This is a genomic window from Streptomyces sp. NBC_01217 (assembly GCF_035994185.1).
In the GTDB taxonomy this organism is placed as follows: domain Bacteria; phylum Actinomycetota; class Actinomycetes; order Streptomycetales; family Streptomycetaceae; genus Streptomyces.
Genome location: NZ_CP108538.1, coordinates 6,792,155 through 6,806,106 on the forward strand (window position 1 = coordinate 6,792,155; position 13,952 = coordinate 6,806,106).

A 13,952-nucleotide genomic window follows, 5' to 3' on the forward strand; every position below is an offset into this window, starting at 1 on the left:
GATATGAGCCCTGTCCTCGCTGGTGTGCTCCAGTTGCTCGCGCTCGTTGTGGCGTTGGGTCTGGCATACCGTCCGCTTGGTGACTACATGGCCGCCGTCTACTCCTCGAAGAAGCATCTGCGGGTCGAGAAGTGGATATACAAGGCCATCGGTGCCGATCCGAATACGGAGATGCGCTGGCCCGCGTATCTGCGTGGGGTGCTCGCGTTCTCCGCGGTGAGTGTCCTTTTCCTTTATCTGCTGCAGCGTCTGCAGGGCGGTCTGCCCGGGTCGCTGGGTTTTGCGTCGATCGATCCGGATCAGGCGTTCAACACGGCGGCGTCGTTCGTGGCCAACACGAACTGGCAGTCGTATTACGGCGAGCAGGCGATGGGCCATGTCGTGCAGACCGGTGGTCTGGCGGTGCAGAACTTCGTCTCGGCGTCGGTCGGTATCGCGGTCGCGGTGGCGCTGGTGCGTGGTTTCGCCCGTTCCCGTACGGGTGAGCTGGGCAATTTCTGGTCCGATCTGGTGCGTGGCACCGTGCGGATCCTGTTGCCGGTCTCGGTGGTCGCGGCGGTGGTCCTGGTCGCGTGCGGTGCGATCCAGAACTTCTCCGGTATTCATGGTGTCGGGCAGTTCTTGGGTGGTTCGCAGGAGTGGAACGGCGGGGCGGTCGCCTCGCAGGAGGCGATCAAGGAGCTGGGCACGAACGGTGGCGGTTACTTCAACGCCAACTCGGCTCATCCGTTCGAGAATCCCGGGGGGCTCTCCAATCTTCTGGAGATTTTCCTGATTCTGGTCATTCCGTTCGCGTTGACGCGGACTTTCGGCCGGATGGTCGGTTCGCTGAAGCAGGGTTACGCGATCCTGGCGGCGATGGGTGTCATCTGGCTGGGTTTCACGGCGTTGATGATGTGGACGGAGTTCGCGCATCACGGTCCGGCGTTCGATATCGCGGGCGGGGCGATGGAGGGGAAGGAGACGCGGTTCGGGGTCGGTGGTTCGTCGATCTTCGCGGTGGCGACGACGCTGACGTCGACCGGTGCGGTGAACTCGTTCCATTCCTCGTTCACGGGTCTTGGCGGCGGGATCACGATGCTGGGCATGCAGCTGGGCGAGATCGCGCCCGGTGGTGTCGGTTCGGGTCTGTACGGCATGCTGATCATGGCGGTGATCGCGGTGTTCCTGGCGGGTCTGATGGTCGGGCGTACGCCGGAGTATCTGGGGAAGAAGATCGGCACGCGGGAGATCAAGCTCGCGGCCTGTTACATCCTGGTCACCCCGGCGCTGGTGCTGTGCTTCACCGCTGCGGCGATGGCCCTGCCCACCCCGGCCAACTCGATGACCAACTCCGGTGCGCATGGTTTCTCCGAGATTCTGTATGCGTATACGTCGGGTGCGAACAACAACGGTTCGGCGTTCGCGGGGCTGAACGCGGACACGCAGTGGTTCAACACGACGATCGGTCTTGCGATGCTGCTGGGCCGGTTCCTGCCGATCGTGTTCGTCCTGGCGCTGGCCGGCTCGCTGGCCGGGCAGAAGCCCGTCCCGGCGACCGCGGGGACCCTGGGCACGCACAAGCCGCTGTTCAGCGGGCTGCTGGTCGGCACGATCCTGATCATCACCGGTCTGACCTACTTCCCGGCCCTGGCGCTGGGGCCGCTGGCCGAAGGGCTGGCGTCATGACCACTCGTACGAAGCAAGAGGACTCGATGTCCACTGTCACCCCCACCCGGGCACCGCACCAGGACGCGCCCACGGGTCACCAGAGCGAAGGACGTGTCGGCGGGGGCCTGTTCGACCCCAAGCAGCTGATCAAGTCCTTCCCCGACGCAGTCCGCAAGCTCGATCCGCGGATGATGGTCAAGTCGCCCGTGATGTTCGTGGTGCTGATCGGTTCGGTCTTCACGACCGTACTGGCGTGTCTGAACCCGGGCGACTGGTTCGGCTGGGCGATCGCGCTCTGGCTGTGGCTGACCACGATCTTCGCGAACCTGGCGGAGGCGGTCGCCGAAGGCCGCGGCAAGGCGCAGGCCGACACACTGCGCAAGGCCAAGACCCACACGGTCGCGCGCCGGCTGTCCAAGGACGGCAGGACCGAGGAACAGGTGCCCGGCACCGAGCTGCGCATCGGTGACCTGGTCGTCTGTGAGGCGGGCGACATCATCCCCGGAGACGGTGACGTCGTCGAGGGTGTCGCCTCCGTCGACGAGTCGGCCATCACGGGTGAGTCGGCGCCGGTCATCCGGGAGTCGGGCGGTGACCGCAGTGCGGTCACCGGAGGTACGAAGGTGCTCTCCGACCGGGTCGTCATCAAGATCACGACGAAGCCGGGTGAGACCTTCATCGACCGGATGATCGCCCTGGTCGAGGGCGCGGCCCGGCAGAAGACGCCCAACGAGATCGCGCTGAACATCCTTCTCGCGTCCCTCACCATCGTCTTCCTCCTCGCCGTGGTCACTCTGCAGCCGTTCGCGATCTACGCGGGCCAGCGGCAGTCGATGATCGTGCTGACCGCACTGCTGGTCTGTCTGATTCCGACGACGATCGGTGCGCTGCTCTCCGCGATCGGCATCGCGGGCATGGACCGCCTCGTCCAGCGCAACGTCCTCGCCATGTCGGGGCGTGCCGTCGAGGCCGCAGGCGATGTGTCGACCCTGCTCCTCGACAAGACCGGAACCATCACCCTCGGCAACCGCCAGGCCTCCGAGTTCGTGCCGGTCACCGGCACCACCGAGGCCGAGGTGGCCGACGCCGCTCAACTGTCCTCGTTGGCCGACGAGACGCCCGAGGGCCGCTCCATCGTCGTGCTGGCCAAGGAGAGGTACGGGCTGCGCGAACGCCACCAGGGCGAGCTGTCCGGCGCAGAGTGGATCTCCTTCACCGCCCAGACCCGTATGTCCGGTGTGGACGTCGACGGGCGCAAGATCCGCAAGGGTGCTGCCGGTTCGGTCATCGCCTGGGTCCAGGAGCAGGGCGGAGAGGTGTCCGAGGACGCCGATACCCTTGCCAACCGGATCTCCGAAGCCGGGGGAACCCCGCTGCTCGTCGCCGTCGAGGACGCGAAGGGCGCCCGGGTCCTGGGTGTCATTCACCTCAAGGACGTCGTCAAGGAGGGCATGCGGGAGCGGTTCGACGAGCTGCGCCGCATGGGCATCAAGACCGTCATGATCACGGGTGACAACCCGTTGACGGCCAAGGCGATCGCGCAGGAGGCCGGGGTCGACGACTTCCTGGCCGAGGCGACGCCCGAGGACAAGATGGCCCTCATCAAGCGTGAGCAGGCGGGCGGCAAGCTCGTCGCGATGACCGGCGACGGCACCAACGACGCACCCGCGCTGGCGCAGGCGGATGTCGGTGTGGCGATGAACACCGGTACCTCGGCCGCCAAGGAGGCCGGGAACATGGTGGACCTGGACTCCAACCCGACCAAGCTGATCGAGATCGTCGAGATCGGCAAGCAGCTCCTGATCACGCGCGGTGCGTTGACGACGTTCTCGATCGCCAACGACGTCGCGAAGTACTTCGCGATCATCCCCGCGATGTTCGCGGTGGTCTACCCGGGCCTGGACAAGCTGAACATCATGCAGCTGTCCTCACCCGAGTCCGCGATCCTGTCCGCGGTCATCTTCAACGCGCTGATCATCATCGCGCTGGTCCCGCTCGCCCTGAAGGGCGTGCGCTACCGGCCCAGCAGCGCCGACTCGATGCTCCGGCGCAACCTCGGGATCTACGGTCTCGGCGGGCTGATCGCCCCGTTCATCGGCATCAAGATCATCGACCTGATCATCTCCCTCATCCCCGGAATCGGCTGACCTGCCATGACCTCCATGAACAACTCCGCAGGAAACACCGCCCGGCTGCTCTGGGCCGGTCTGCGCGCCCTGCTCGTCCTGACCGTGGTCTGCGGGGTGCTCTACCCGCTCGCCGTCACCGGCGTCGCCCAGGGCATCTTCCCCGACAAGGCCAACGGCTCCGAGATCACCGCGAACGGCAAGGTCGTCGGCTCCACCCTCATCGGCCAGCGCTACGACCTGCCGCTGAAGAAGGGCGAGGAGACCGCGGCCCCGGACCTCAAGTGGTTCCAGCCGCGCCCCTCCAACGGGCTCGGCGCCAACAGCGTCAACACCCAGTACAAGCTGATCCTGTCCGGCGCGACCAACCGCTCCGGCGACAACAAGGACCTGATCGACTGGGTGACCGCGGCGAAGAAGGCCGTCATCAAGGACAACTCGGTGAACGGCTACACGGTCAGGCCGTCCGACGTCCCCGCCGACGCGGTGACCTCCTCCGGCTCCGGCCTGGACCCGGCCATCTCTCCCGAGTACGCCGACATCCAGGTGCACCGCATCGCCGAGAAGAACAACCTGTCCGTCGCCCAGGTGCAGAAGCTGGTCGACGAGCACACCGACGGCCGCACCCTCGGCTTCATCGGCCAGCCGACGGTCAACGTCCTCGAACTCAACATCGCGCTCAAGCAGCTGGTGAGCGGGAGCTGAGGTCCGGGGTCCTGACGCCACTGAGGCCGGCCGCAATGGCCGGCCTCAGTGGCGTCCAGGGCCTCGGTGCCGCGCCGGTCCTCCGCCGCCGCCCTCCGGCCATTGCCCAGCCACGTGCCGGATGCACATACTGGCGGCCGACGGGACCGATCACCCATGGGGGAGAAACATGACCGACAGCATCAGCCGCACGAGCACCGGCGGGCAGAGCGGCGCTGCCGTCGCCGAGGACCCGGCCCGCGCGCCCATGGTCCGGGTCGAGGACCTGCACCGTTCGTACGGCACCGGCGCCGCGGCCGTGCACGCCCTGCGCGGGGTGTCCTTTGAGGTGCCGCGCGGCGAGCTCGTCGCGCTCAAGGGACGCTCGGGCTCCGGCAAGACGACGCTCCTCAACCTGGTCGGCGGCCTCGACAGCCCCGACGGCGGCCGGATCACCGTCGACGGCACGGACCTCGCCGCACTCGGCGAGGACGGGCTCCTGGAGCTGCGCAGGGACCGGATCGGCTTCATCTTCCAGTCGTTCGGCCTGATCCCGATCCTGACTGCCGCGGAGAACGTCGGCGTACCCATGCGGCTGCGCAAGGCGGACCCGCGCGAGCGCGAGGAGCGGGTGGCGCTGCTGCTCTCCCTGGTAGGCCTCGGCGACCATGCCGCGCAGCGGCCCGGGGAGCTCTCGGGCGGCCAGCAGCAGCGCGTGGCCATCGCCCGCGCGCTCGCCAACCGGCCCGCGCTGCTGATCGCGGACGAGCCGACGGGCCAGCTCGACGCGGAGACCGGGCTCGCGGTGATGGAGCTGCTGCGCGCGGTGGTACGGAGCGAACGGGTCACCGCGCTGGTGGCGACGCACGACGCGCAGCTGCTGGGGCTGGCGGACCGGGTGCTGGAGCTGAGCGACGGGCACATCGTCGAGCACGGGTAGCACGGACAGGACGGGCTTGAGTAGCACGGGCTCGGCCGTCCGGCTGAGGCGTCAGAATCCTGTCAATTCGGTCCCTCGTCCCACCCCTCGTCCCATTTGTCGACAATCTTCGGGGTAACTTCGAACCGGCTGCCGCATCGGACGCAGCCGGTTTCAGAGAAGACAATGGGGCCATGGCACGCGGCAAGCTTCGGATCTACCTGGGTGCAGCACCCGGCGTCGGCAAGACGTACGCGATGCTCTCCGAGGCCCACCGTCGTGTGGAACGGGGGGCCGACTGCGTCGTCGCCTTCGTGGAGCACCACGACCGCCCACGCACCGAGGTCATGCTGCACGGCCTGGAGCAGATCCGGCGTCGTGAGATCGATTACCGCTCGGCCGTTTTCACCGAGATGGACGTCGACGCGGTCCTGGAGCGCGCCCCTGCCGTCGCCCTGGTGGACGAACTGGCGCACACCAATGTGCCGGGCTCCCGCAACGCCAAGCGCTGGCAGGACGTCGAAGAGCTCCTCCAGGCCGGCATAGACGTGGTCTCCACCGTCAACATCCAGCACCTGGAATCGCTCGGCGACGTCGTCGAGGCGATAACCGGCGTTCGGCAGCGCGAGACCGTCCCCGACGAGGTCGTCCGCAGGGCCGACCAGCTCGAACTCGTCGACATGTCGCCCCAGGCACTGCGCCGCCGGATGGCCCACGGCAACATATACAAGCCGGACCGCATCGACGCGTCCCTGTCCAACTACTTCCGCCCCGGCAACCTGACCGCCCTGCGCGAACTGGCCCTCCTCTGGGTCGCCGACCGGGTCGACGAATACCTTCAGCAGTACCGCGGCGAGCACAACATCCGCACCACCTGGCAGGCCCGCGAACGCATAGTCGTCGGACTCACCGGCGGCCCCGAGGGCCGTACGCTCATCCGCCGCGCGTCCCGGATGGCGGCCAAGGGCTCCGGCAGCGAGATCCTCGCCGTCTACATCGCCCGCAGCGACGGACTGACCTCCGCATCACCCAAGGAACTCGCCGTCCAGCGCACTCTCGTGGAGGACCTCGGCGGCACGTTCCACCATGTCATCGGCGACGACATACCGTCGGCGCTCCTCGAATTCGCCCGTGGGGTGAACGCCACGCAGATCGTCCTCGGCTCCAGCCGCCGCAAGGCCTGGCAGTACATCTACGGACCCGGCGTGGGCGCCACCGTCGCACGCGAGTCCGGCCCCGACCTCGACGTCCACATCGTCACCCACGAAGAGGTCGCCAAGGGCCGCGGGCTGCCCATCGCCCGCGGCGCCCGGCTGGGCCGGGTCCGGATCATCTGGGGCTGGCTGGTCGGCGTGGGCGGCCCGGCCCTTCTCACGCTGCTCCTGACCCGGCTGGACAACGGCCCCGGGCTCGCCAACGACGTCCTGCTCTTCCTCTTCCTGACCGTCGCCGCCGCACTGCTCGGCGGGCTGCTGCCCGCCCTCGCGTCGGCCGCGGTCGGCTCGCTGCTGCTGAACTACTGGTTCACCCCGCCCACCCACACCCTGACCGTTCAGGACCCGGAGAACTTCGTAGCCATCGTGATCTTCTTCGCGGTGGCGGTCTCGGTCGCCTCCGTCGTCGATCTGGCGGCCCGCCGTACCCATCAGGCGGCCAGGCTGCGCGCCGAGTCGGAGATCCTCTCCTTCCTGGCCGGCAGTGTGCTGCGCGGCGAGACGACCCTGGACGCGCTCCTGGAACGGGTCCGCGAGACCTTCGGCATGGAGTCCGTCGCCCTGCTGGAGCGGCAGAGCGACGTCGACCCGTGGACCTGCGCGGGGAGCGTCGGGCCGGCGCCGGTGGCCCGGCCGGAGGACGCGGATGTGGACATGCCCGTCGGCGACCACATGGCGCTCGCGCTCTCCGGCCGGGTGCTGCCCGCCGAGGACCGCAGGGTGCTCGGTGCGTTCGCCGCCCAGGCCGCCGTCGTACTGGACCGCCAGCGGCTGGTCGACGAGGCGGAGGAGGCCCGGCGGCTCGCCGAGGGCAACCGGATCAGGACGGCGCTCCTCGCCGCCGTCAGCCACGATCTGCGTACCCCGCTCGCCGCCATCAAGGCCGCCGTCAGCTCCCTGCGCTCCGACGACGTCGCCTGGTCCGACGAGGACGAGGCGGAGCTCCTGGAGGGCATCGAGAACGGCGCCGACCGCCTCGACCACCTCGTGGGCAACCTCCTGGACATGTCCAGGCTGCAGACCGGCACCGTCACCCCGCTGATCCGCGAGATCGACCTCGACGAGGTGGTCCCCATGGCCCTCGGAGGCGTCCCGGAGGGCAGCGTGGACCTGGACATCCCCGAGTCCCTGCCGATGGTCGCCGTCGACCCCGGGCTGCTGGAGCGGGCCGTCGCCAACATCGTCGAGAACGCCGTCAAGTACAGCCCCTACGAAGAACGCGTCACCGTGGCCGCCAGCGCGCTCGGAGAACGTGTCGAGCTACGGGTGGCCGACCGCGGCCCCGGCGTCCCCGAGGACGCCAAGGAACGGATCTTCGAGCCCTTCCAGCGCTACGGCGACGCCCCGCGCGGCGCGGGTGTCGGACTGGGGCTCGCCGTCGCCCGCGGCTTCGTGGAGTCCATGGGCGGCACGCTGGGCGCCGAGGACACTCCCGGCGGCGGTCTCACCATGGTGCTGACCCTCAAGGCGTCGTCGGGATACGTTCCCGTCAGCCCCGACCTTCCCGCACGGGTCACCTCATGAATGTCATGAACCTCGTGAACCTCGTGAACCTCGTGAACCTCACGGAACCTATGAACCTCACGACCGCGCAGGTCACCTCATGATCTCCACTCAGTCCCAGGAGATCACCGCACAGCAGAAAGGCAGGGCCCCCATGACCCGGGTGCTTGTGGTCGACGACGAGCCGCAGATCGTACGTGCCCTCGTGATCAACCTGAAGGCGCGCAAGTACGAGGTGGACGCCGCGCCCGACGGCGCGACCGCCCTTCAGCTCGCCGCCGCCCGCCACCCCGATGTCGTCGTCCTCGACCTCGGACTGCCCGACATGGACGGCGTCGAGGTGATCAGGGGGCTACGCGGCTGGACCCGGGTGCCGATCCTGGTGCTCTCCGCCCGGCACACCTCCGACGAGAAGGTCGAGGCACTGGACGCCGGTGCCGACGACTACGTCACCAAGCCGTTCGGCATGGACGAGCTGCTGGCCCGGCTGCGCGCCTCCGTCCGCCGCGCCGAACCCGTCGGCCAGAGCGGATCCGACGACGTCGTGATCGTCGAGACCGAGGGGTTCACCGTCGACCTGGCGGCGAAGAAGGTCCACCGCGAGGGACGCGACGTACGGCTCACCCCCACCGAGTGGCATCTGCTGGAGGTGCTGGTCCGCAACAGTGGCCGGCTGGTCAGCCAGAAGCAGCTGCTCCAGGAGGTCTGGGGGCCCTCGTACGGCACCGAGACCAACTATCTGCGGGTCTACATGGCGCAGCTCAGGCGCAAGCTGGAGGCCGACCCCTCGCACCCCCGGCACTTCGTCACCGAGCCGGGGATGGGCTACCGCTTCGAGCGCGGCTGAGCGGGGCGCCGGACCCTGCTGCCTCATCCGTCCGCCGTTCGGCCCTGTCACGCAACCCGTGCGTCGCAGGGCTCCGGCACATAGCCCTGGCACCCCGATGAGGAACCCGTTCGAGTGAGACCCGGGACACCCGCTCGCAGTACAGGAGACCGGTACCCTTCGGGTATGAGTGCTGTTCCTCGATTCGAGAAGCCCGGCGGGGCGGCGAAGCCGTCCGGGCGCTTCCGGCGGATGCTCGACCGGCTGTCCAGCTCCCAGGAGGACCTGGAGTCCGAGGAACTGCAGGAGGATTCGCAGGCCTCGGGGTGCACGCGGATCTCCGAATGCACCGACCGGCAGATCGTCAAGGTGACTGGTACGTTGCGGACCGTCACCCTGCGGCCGCGCGCCGGAGTCCCCGCCCTGGAGGCGGAGCTCTTCGACGGCACCGCGCCGCTGGACGTGGTCTGGCTGGGCCGGCGCTCCATCGTGGGCATAGAACCGGGCCGCAAGCTCATCGCCTCGGGCCGGATCGCCATGAGTCACGGGCGCCGGGTGCTGTTCAACCCCAAATACGAACTCCGACCGCTCGGCAAGGAGTAGCCGGTGACGTCTCTCGACAAGCCGACGTCCGACAAGGACCGCACCACCCGCACCGACCAGCAGGAGGCCGACGCGAAGGCGGTCACCGAGGCCGCGCTCTTCGAGGCGTTCGGCGGTGTGCGGGGGATGGTGGAGACAGTCCTTCCCGGGCTGCTCTTCGTCACGATCTTCACGATCAACAAGAATCTGCACAGCTCGGCCATCGCGGCGCTGGTGGTCTCCCTGGTTCTCGTCGCCGTACGGCTGATCCGCAGGGACACCGTCAAGCACGCCTTCAGCGGTGTCTTCGGTGTGGCCTTCGGCGTGGTCTTCGCGATGATGACGGGCAATGCCAAGGACTTCTATCTGCCGGGCATGCTCTACACGCTCGGCCTGGCGCTCGCCTACCTGATCACCACCCTCGCGGGGGTGCCGCTGATCGGTCTGATCCTGGGGCCGGTGTTCAAGGAGAACCTCTCCTGGCGCACCAGGAACCCCGGCCGCAAGAAGGCTTACGCCAAGGCGAGTTACGCCTGGGGGCTGATCCTGCTCGCCAAGTGCGCGATCCTCTTCCCGCTGTACTGGTGGGCCGACACCACCCAGTTCGGCTGGGTCCTGGTCGCCCTGAAGATCCCCCCGTTCCTCCTCGCGGTCTATCTGACCTGGGTCTTCCTCGCCAAGGCGCCGCCGCCCATCGATGTCTTCGCCGAGATGGAGGCCGAGGAACAGGCCGAGAAGGCCCGCAAGGCGGAAGCGGCCGCCGCGGCGACACGGCACCAGGAGTACTGAACAGCCGGAGCAGATGGCACAGATGGAAGGGGCCCGGAACCGTGTGAGAAACGGTTCCGGGCCCCTTCCGGCTGTCCTGTCCTGCGACTGTCCGCGCCTCTGCGACTGTCTGCGCCGCGTCGGGCAGTGTTGTCAGTCCTCCGAGACGCCCCGGCGCTCGGACAGCAGATCCTCCAGCTGTTCCTCGCGGGCCTGTGCGGCCACGAACAGCAGCTCGTCACCGGCCTCCAACGTCTCGTCGGTGCCCGGCGTCAGAACACGCTGCCCACGGATGATGGTGACCAGAGAGGTGTCCTCGGGCCAGGCCACTTCGCCGACCTGGGTGCCGGCCAGCGCCGACTCCGGGGGCAGCGTCAGCTCGACCAGGTTGGCGTCGCCATGGCTGAAACGCAGCAGCCGGACCAGATCGCCGACGCTCACCGCCTCCTCGACCAGGGCCGACATCAGACGCGGCGTGGAGACCGCCACATCGACGCCCCAGGCCTCGTTGAACAGCCACTCGTTCTTCGGGTTGTTCACCCGGGCGACGACCCTCGGCACGCCGTACTCGGTCTTGGCGAGCAGTGAGACGACCAGGTTCACCTTGTCGTCGCCGGTCGCGGCGATCACGACGTTGCAGCGCTGGAGCGCCGCCTCGTCGAGCGAGGTGATCTCGCAGGCGTCCGCCAGCAGCCATTCGGCCATCGGCACCCGCTCCACCGAGATCGCCGTCGGTGCCTTGTCGACGAGCAGCACCTCATGCCCGTTCTCCAGCAGCTCGCCCGCGATGGAACGGCCCACCGCACCGGCCCCGGCAATCGCGACACGCATCAGTGACCGCCCTCCTCAGGACCCTCGGCGAAGGCCGCCTCGACCTTTGCGATCTCGTCCGTACGCATCATCACGTGGACCAGGTCGCCCTCCTGCAGCACCGTCTGCGAGGTGGGCAGTATGGCTTCGCCCAGCCGGGTGAGGAACGCCACGCGGACGCCCGTCTCCTCCTGCAGCGTGCTGATCTTGTGGCCGATCCAGGACGGTGTGGTGTGCACCTCCGCGAGCTGCACACCACCGCTCGGATCCCGCCACAGCGGCTCGGCGCCCGAGGGCAGCAGCCGCCGCAGCATCTGATCCGCGGTCCAGCGCACGGTGGCGACCGTGGGGATGCCGAGACGCTGGTAGACCTCGGCGCGCCGGGGGTCGTAGATCCGCGCCGCGACATTCTCGATGCCGAACATCTCGCGGGCGACCCGGGCGGCGATGATGTTCGAATTGTCGCCGCTGCTCACCGCGGCGAACGCACCGGCCTCCTCGATCCCCGCCTCACGGAGGGTGTCCTGGTCGAAGCCGACACCGGTGACGCGCCGCCCACCGAATCCCGACCCGAGGCGCCGGAACGCCGTGGGGTCCTGATCGATGACGGCGACCGTGTGCCCCTGCTGCTCCAGGGTCTGCGCGAGAGCGGCTCCTACTCGCCCGCAGCCCATGATGACGATGTGCACCTTGCGCCTACCTCGCACTCCTGGTCGTCCGGCTGACCTGCGAAAACACCCTGCTCACACTTCTTCCTCAGCTTGCCGGGCAAACAACGGGGCAACGGTCTGTCCCGTTGCCCAGGATGAGCTTATGCGGCCACGAGTGCGAAGCCTCATCCGAGTGCGCTTTCGCCGCGTCCGGCGATGCGGGCCTCTCCCGGGATCCGGACCTTTTCCGGCCGGCCGCAGCCATTGCGGGACGGACCCTTGATCGCGGGGAGAACAGACATCTAACATGTCAGTTCATGGAAACCCTTCGCCCCGTCCGGCGGACCCTGCTGCGGGACATGGCGTACGAGGCGATCCGCGACGCCATCGTCCGCGGCGCCATCCCGCCCGGTGCTCCCGTCCGCGACGCCGATCTCGCCGAACGCCTCGGACTGTCCCGGGCCCCGGTCCGCGACGCACTGTCCCGGCTCTGCGGCGAGGGCCTCGTCGAGTCCAAGCCGCAGAGCTACACCCGCGTGACCCGGCTGGTGCCGCGCGACGTCCGGGACGCGGCGGCGGTCGTACGGGCGATGCAGGAACTGGCCGCCAGATCCGCCGTACCCCGCCTCACGGACGCGGACGTGACCGCGATGCGCGAGGCGAACGACCGCTTCCGGGAGGCGACCCGCCGCGGCGACGTGGCGGACGCGCTGCGCGCCGACGACCGGCTCCACGACGTCCTCGTCACCGCCTGCGGCAACCGTGCGGTGACGGCCACCGTCGAGCGCTACACCCCCTTGATCCGGCGTCTGGAGTGGCGGCAGTTCGGCACGGCGAGCACGGCGCACGGCTCGGCGGAGCTGCACGACCGGCTGATCGAGGCGTGCGCGGGGCGCGATGCGGATGCGGCGGCGCGGGTGACGGCGGAGATCTGGCGGGCGCTGGAAGAACTCGCCGACGAACCGTTCGACACCGAAGCCGACACCGAAGCCGACTCCGCCACTGAATCCGACTCCGACACCGAAGCCGTGTCCGACCCCGATTCCGGCTGACTCCGTATCAGGCCGGGTCGACGGCACCGGCCGCCCTGCACCCGGCCACGATCACCGCACCGCCCTCCGACCAAGGGAGCCCCTGTGACACCCGCAACCCCGTCCTCTCCGGTCCCCACCCCCTCCCTCTTCTCCTACGCCCGCTACCCCCTCCTCTTCGGCCCCTCTCCCGTCCACCGGCTCGACCGGCTCACCGACCACCTCGGCGGCGCCGCGATCTGGGCCAAGCGGGAGGACTGCAACTCCGGCATCGCCTACGGCGGCAACAAGACCCGCAAACTCGAATACCTCGTGGCCGACGCCCTGGCGAAGGGCTGCGACACGCTCGTCTCCATCGGCGGCGTCCAGTCCAACCACACCCGCCAGGTCGCGGCGGTCGCCGCCCGCGCCGGCCTCAAGTGCGTACTCATCCAGGAGAGCTGGGTCGAGTGGCCCGACGCCGTCTACGACAAGGTCGGCAACATCCTGATCAGCCGCCTGGCCGGTGCCGACGTCCGCCTGGTGCGCGCCGGGTTCGGCATCGGTGTCAAGGAGAGCTGGGAGCAGGCGCTGCGCGAGGTCGAGGAGGGCGGCGGCCGTCCGTACGCCATCCCGGCCGGTGCGTCCGACCATCCTCTCGGCGGGCTCGGTTTCGCCAACTGGGCGTACGAGGTCGCCGAGCAGGAACGCGCACTCGGTGTCTTCTTCGACACCGTGGTGGTCTGCTCGGTGACCGGCTCGACCCAGGCCGGGATGGTCGCGGGCTTCGCCGCGCTCGAAGAGGCAGGCAGCCGCCCGCGGCGCGTGCTGGGCATCGACGCCTCCGCCGAGCCCGCCCGTACCCGCGAGCAGATCGCCCGGATCGCGGCCGGCACGGCACGGCTCATCGGGGTGCGCCGCGAGCTCGCCGTGGACGACATCGAACTGGACGAGCGCTACCACGCGGGTACGTACGGCATTCCCGACGGCACGACGCTCGACGCGATGCGGCTCGCCGCCCGTACCGAGGGCATGATCACCGACCCCGTGTACGAGGGGAAGTCGATGGCCGGGACGGTCGACCTCGTGGCGCGCGGCGAGATCGCCCGCGACTCCACCGTCCTGTACGCCCATCTCGGCGGTCAGCCCGCGCTCAACGGCTACAGCGCCCTGTTCGCGGACGCCTGAGCGCAAGGAAAGTGCAAGGATT

12 protein-coding genes are annotated in these 13,952 nt (G+C 68.9%); 10 read left to right on the top strand and 2 right to left on the bottom strand.

Going from position 1 to position 13,952, the window contains the following annotated elements; translation table 11 throughout:
* The first annotated feature begins 3 nt into the window (after positions 1-3).
* From kdpA to OG507_RS30415, 8 genes are all read left to right on the top strand, one after another.
* The gene (kdpA, locus tag OG507_RS30380) at positions 4-1,668 is read left to right on the top strand and encodes a potassium-transporting ATPase subunit KdpA (RefSeq protein WP_327372156.1); all 1,665 of its coding nucleotides are present in this window, start codon (positions 4-6) and stop codon (positions 1,666-1,668) included.
* Positions 1,665-3,797 carry a potassium-transporting ATPase subunit KdpB gene (gene kdpB / locus OG507_RS30385; RefSeq protein ID WP_327370312.1) on the top strand — a complete coding sequence of 711 codons (2,133 nt, stop codon included), beginning with the start codon at positions 1,665-1,667 and terminating at the stop codon, positions 3,795-3,797. Before kdpA ends, kdpB begins: the two co-directional genes overlap by 4 nt.
* A 15-nt stretch (positions 3,798-3,812) precedes the next feature.
* Positions 3,813-4,481: a potassium-transporting ATPase subunit C gene (locus tag OG507_RS30390; RefSeq protein ID WP_327370313.1), complete on the top strand. Its 669-nt coding sequence runs from the start codon at positions 3,813-3,815 to the stop codon at positions 4,479-4,481.
* A gap of 169 nt (positions 4,482-4,650) precedes the next feature.
* A complete protein-coding gene (locus tag OG507_RS30395; protein ID WP_327370314.1) occupies positions 4,651-5,400 on the top strand; it encodes an ABC transporter ATP-binding protein in 750 nt (249 codons plus the stop codon).
* Positions 5,401-5,573: 173 nt separating this feature from the next.
* Complete coding sequence (locus OG507_RS30400) at positions 5,574-8,117, top strand: sensor histidine kinase KdpD (protein ID WP_327370315.1); 2,544 nt, start codon at positions 5,574-5,576, stop codon at positions 8,115-8,117.
* A 133-nt stretch (positions 8,118-8,250) separates the two neighbouring features.
* The gene (locus tag OG507_RS30405; RefSeq protein WP_327372157.1) at positions 8,251-8,943 is read left to right on the top strand and encodes a response regulator; all 693 of its coding nucleotides are present in this window, start codon (positions 8,251-8,253) and stop codon (positions 8,941-8,943) included.
* A gap of 165 nt (positions 8,944-9,108) precedes the next feature.
* Positions 9,109-9,525, top strand: a complete 417-nt coding sequence (locus OG507_RS30410; protein WP_327370316.1) for an OB-fold nucleic acid binding domain-containing protein — start codon at positions 9,109-9,111, stop codon at positions 9,523-9,525.
* Positions 9,526-9,528: 3 nt separating this feature from the next.
* On the top strand, positions 9,529-10,293 hold the full coding sequence (locus tag OG507_RS30415) for a DUF3159 domain-containing protein (protein WP_327370317.1): 765 nt from the start codon (positions 9,529-9,531) through the stop codon (positions 10,291-10,293).
* A 132-nt stretch (positions 10,294-10,425) separates the two neighbouring features.
* On the opposite strand, the gene OG507_RS30420 is transcribed toward OG507_RS30415, so the two are convergent.
* Together OG507_RS30420 and OG507_RS30425 are read right to left on the bottom strand one after the other, a co-directional pair.
* Positions 10,426-11,103: a potassium channel family protein gene (locus tag OG507_RS30420; protein WP_327370318.1), complete on the bottom strand. Its 678-nt coding sequence runs from the start codon at positions 11,101-11,103 to the stop codon at positions 10,426-10,428.
* The gene (locus OG507_RS30425) at positions 11,103-11,771 is read right to left on the bottom strand and encodes a potassium channel family protein (protein ID WP_072485889.1); all 669 of its coding nucleotides are present in this window, start codon (positions 11,769-11,771) and stop codon (positions 11,103-11,105) included. The genes OG507_RS30420 and OG507_RS30425 overlap by 1 nt, the downstream gene beginning before the upstream one ends.
* A gap of 278 nt (positions 11,772-12,049) precedes the next feature.
* Between OG507_RS30425 and OG507_RS30430 the strand changes: the two genes are divergently transcribed.
* Both OG507_RS30430 and OG507_RS30435 read left to right on the top strand, forming a co-directional pair.
* Positions 12,050-12,784 (top strand): GntR family transcriptional regulator, encoded by a 735-nt coding sequence (locus OG507_RS30430; protein ID WP_327370319.1) that lies wholly within the window; start codon positions 12,050-12,052, stop codon positions 12,782-12,784.
* An 84-nt stretch (positions 12,785-12,868) separates the two neighbouring features.
* Entirely contained in the window at positions 12,869-13,930 is a 1,062-nt protein-coding gene (locus OG507_RS30435) for a 1-aminocyclopropane-1-carboxylate deaminase (RefSeq protein WP_327370320.1), read from the top strand.
* Positions 13,931-13,952 lie beyond the last annotated feature (22 nt).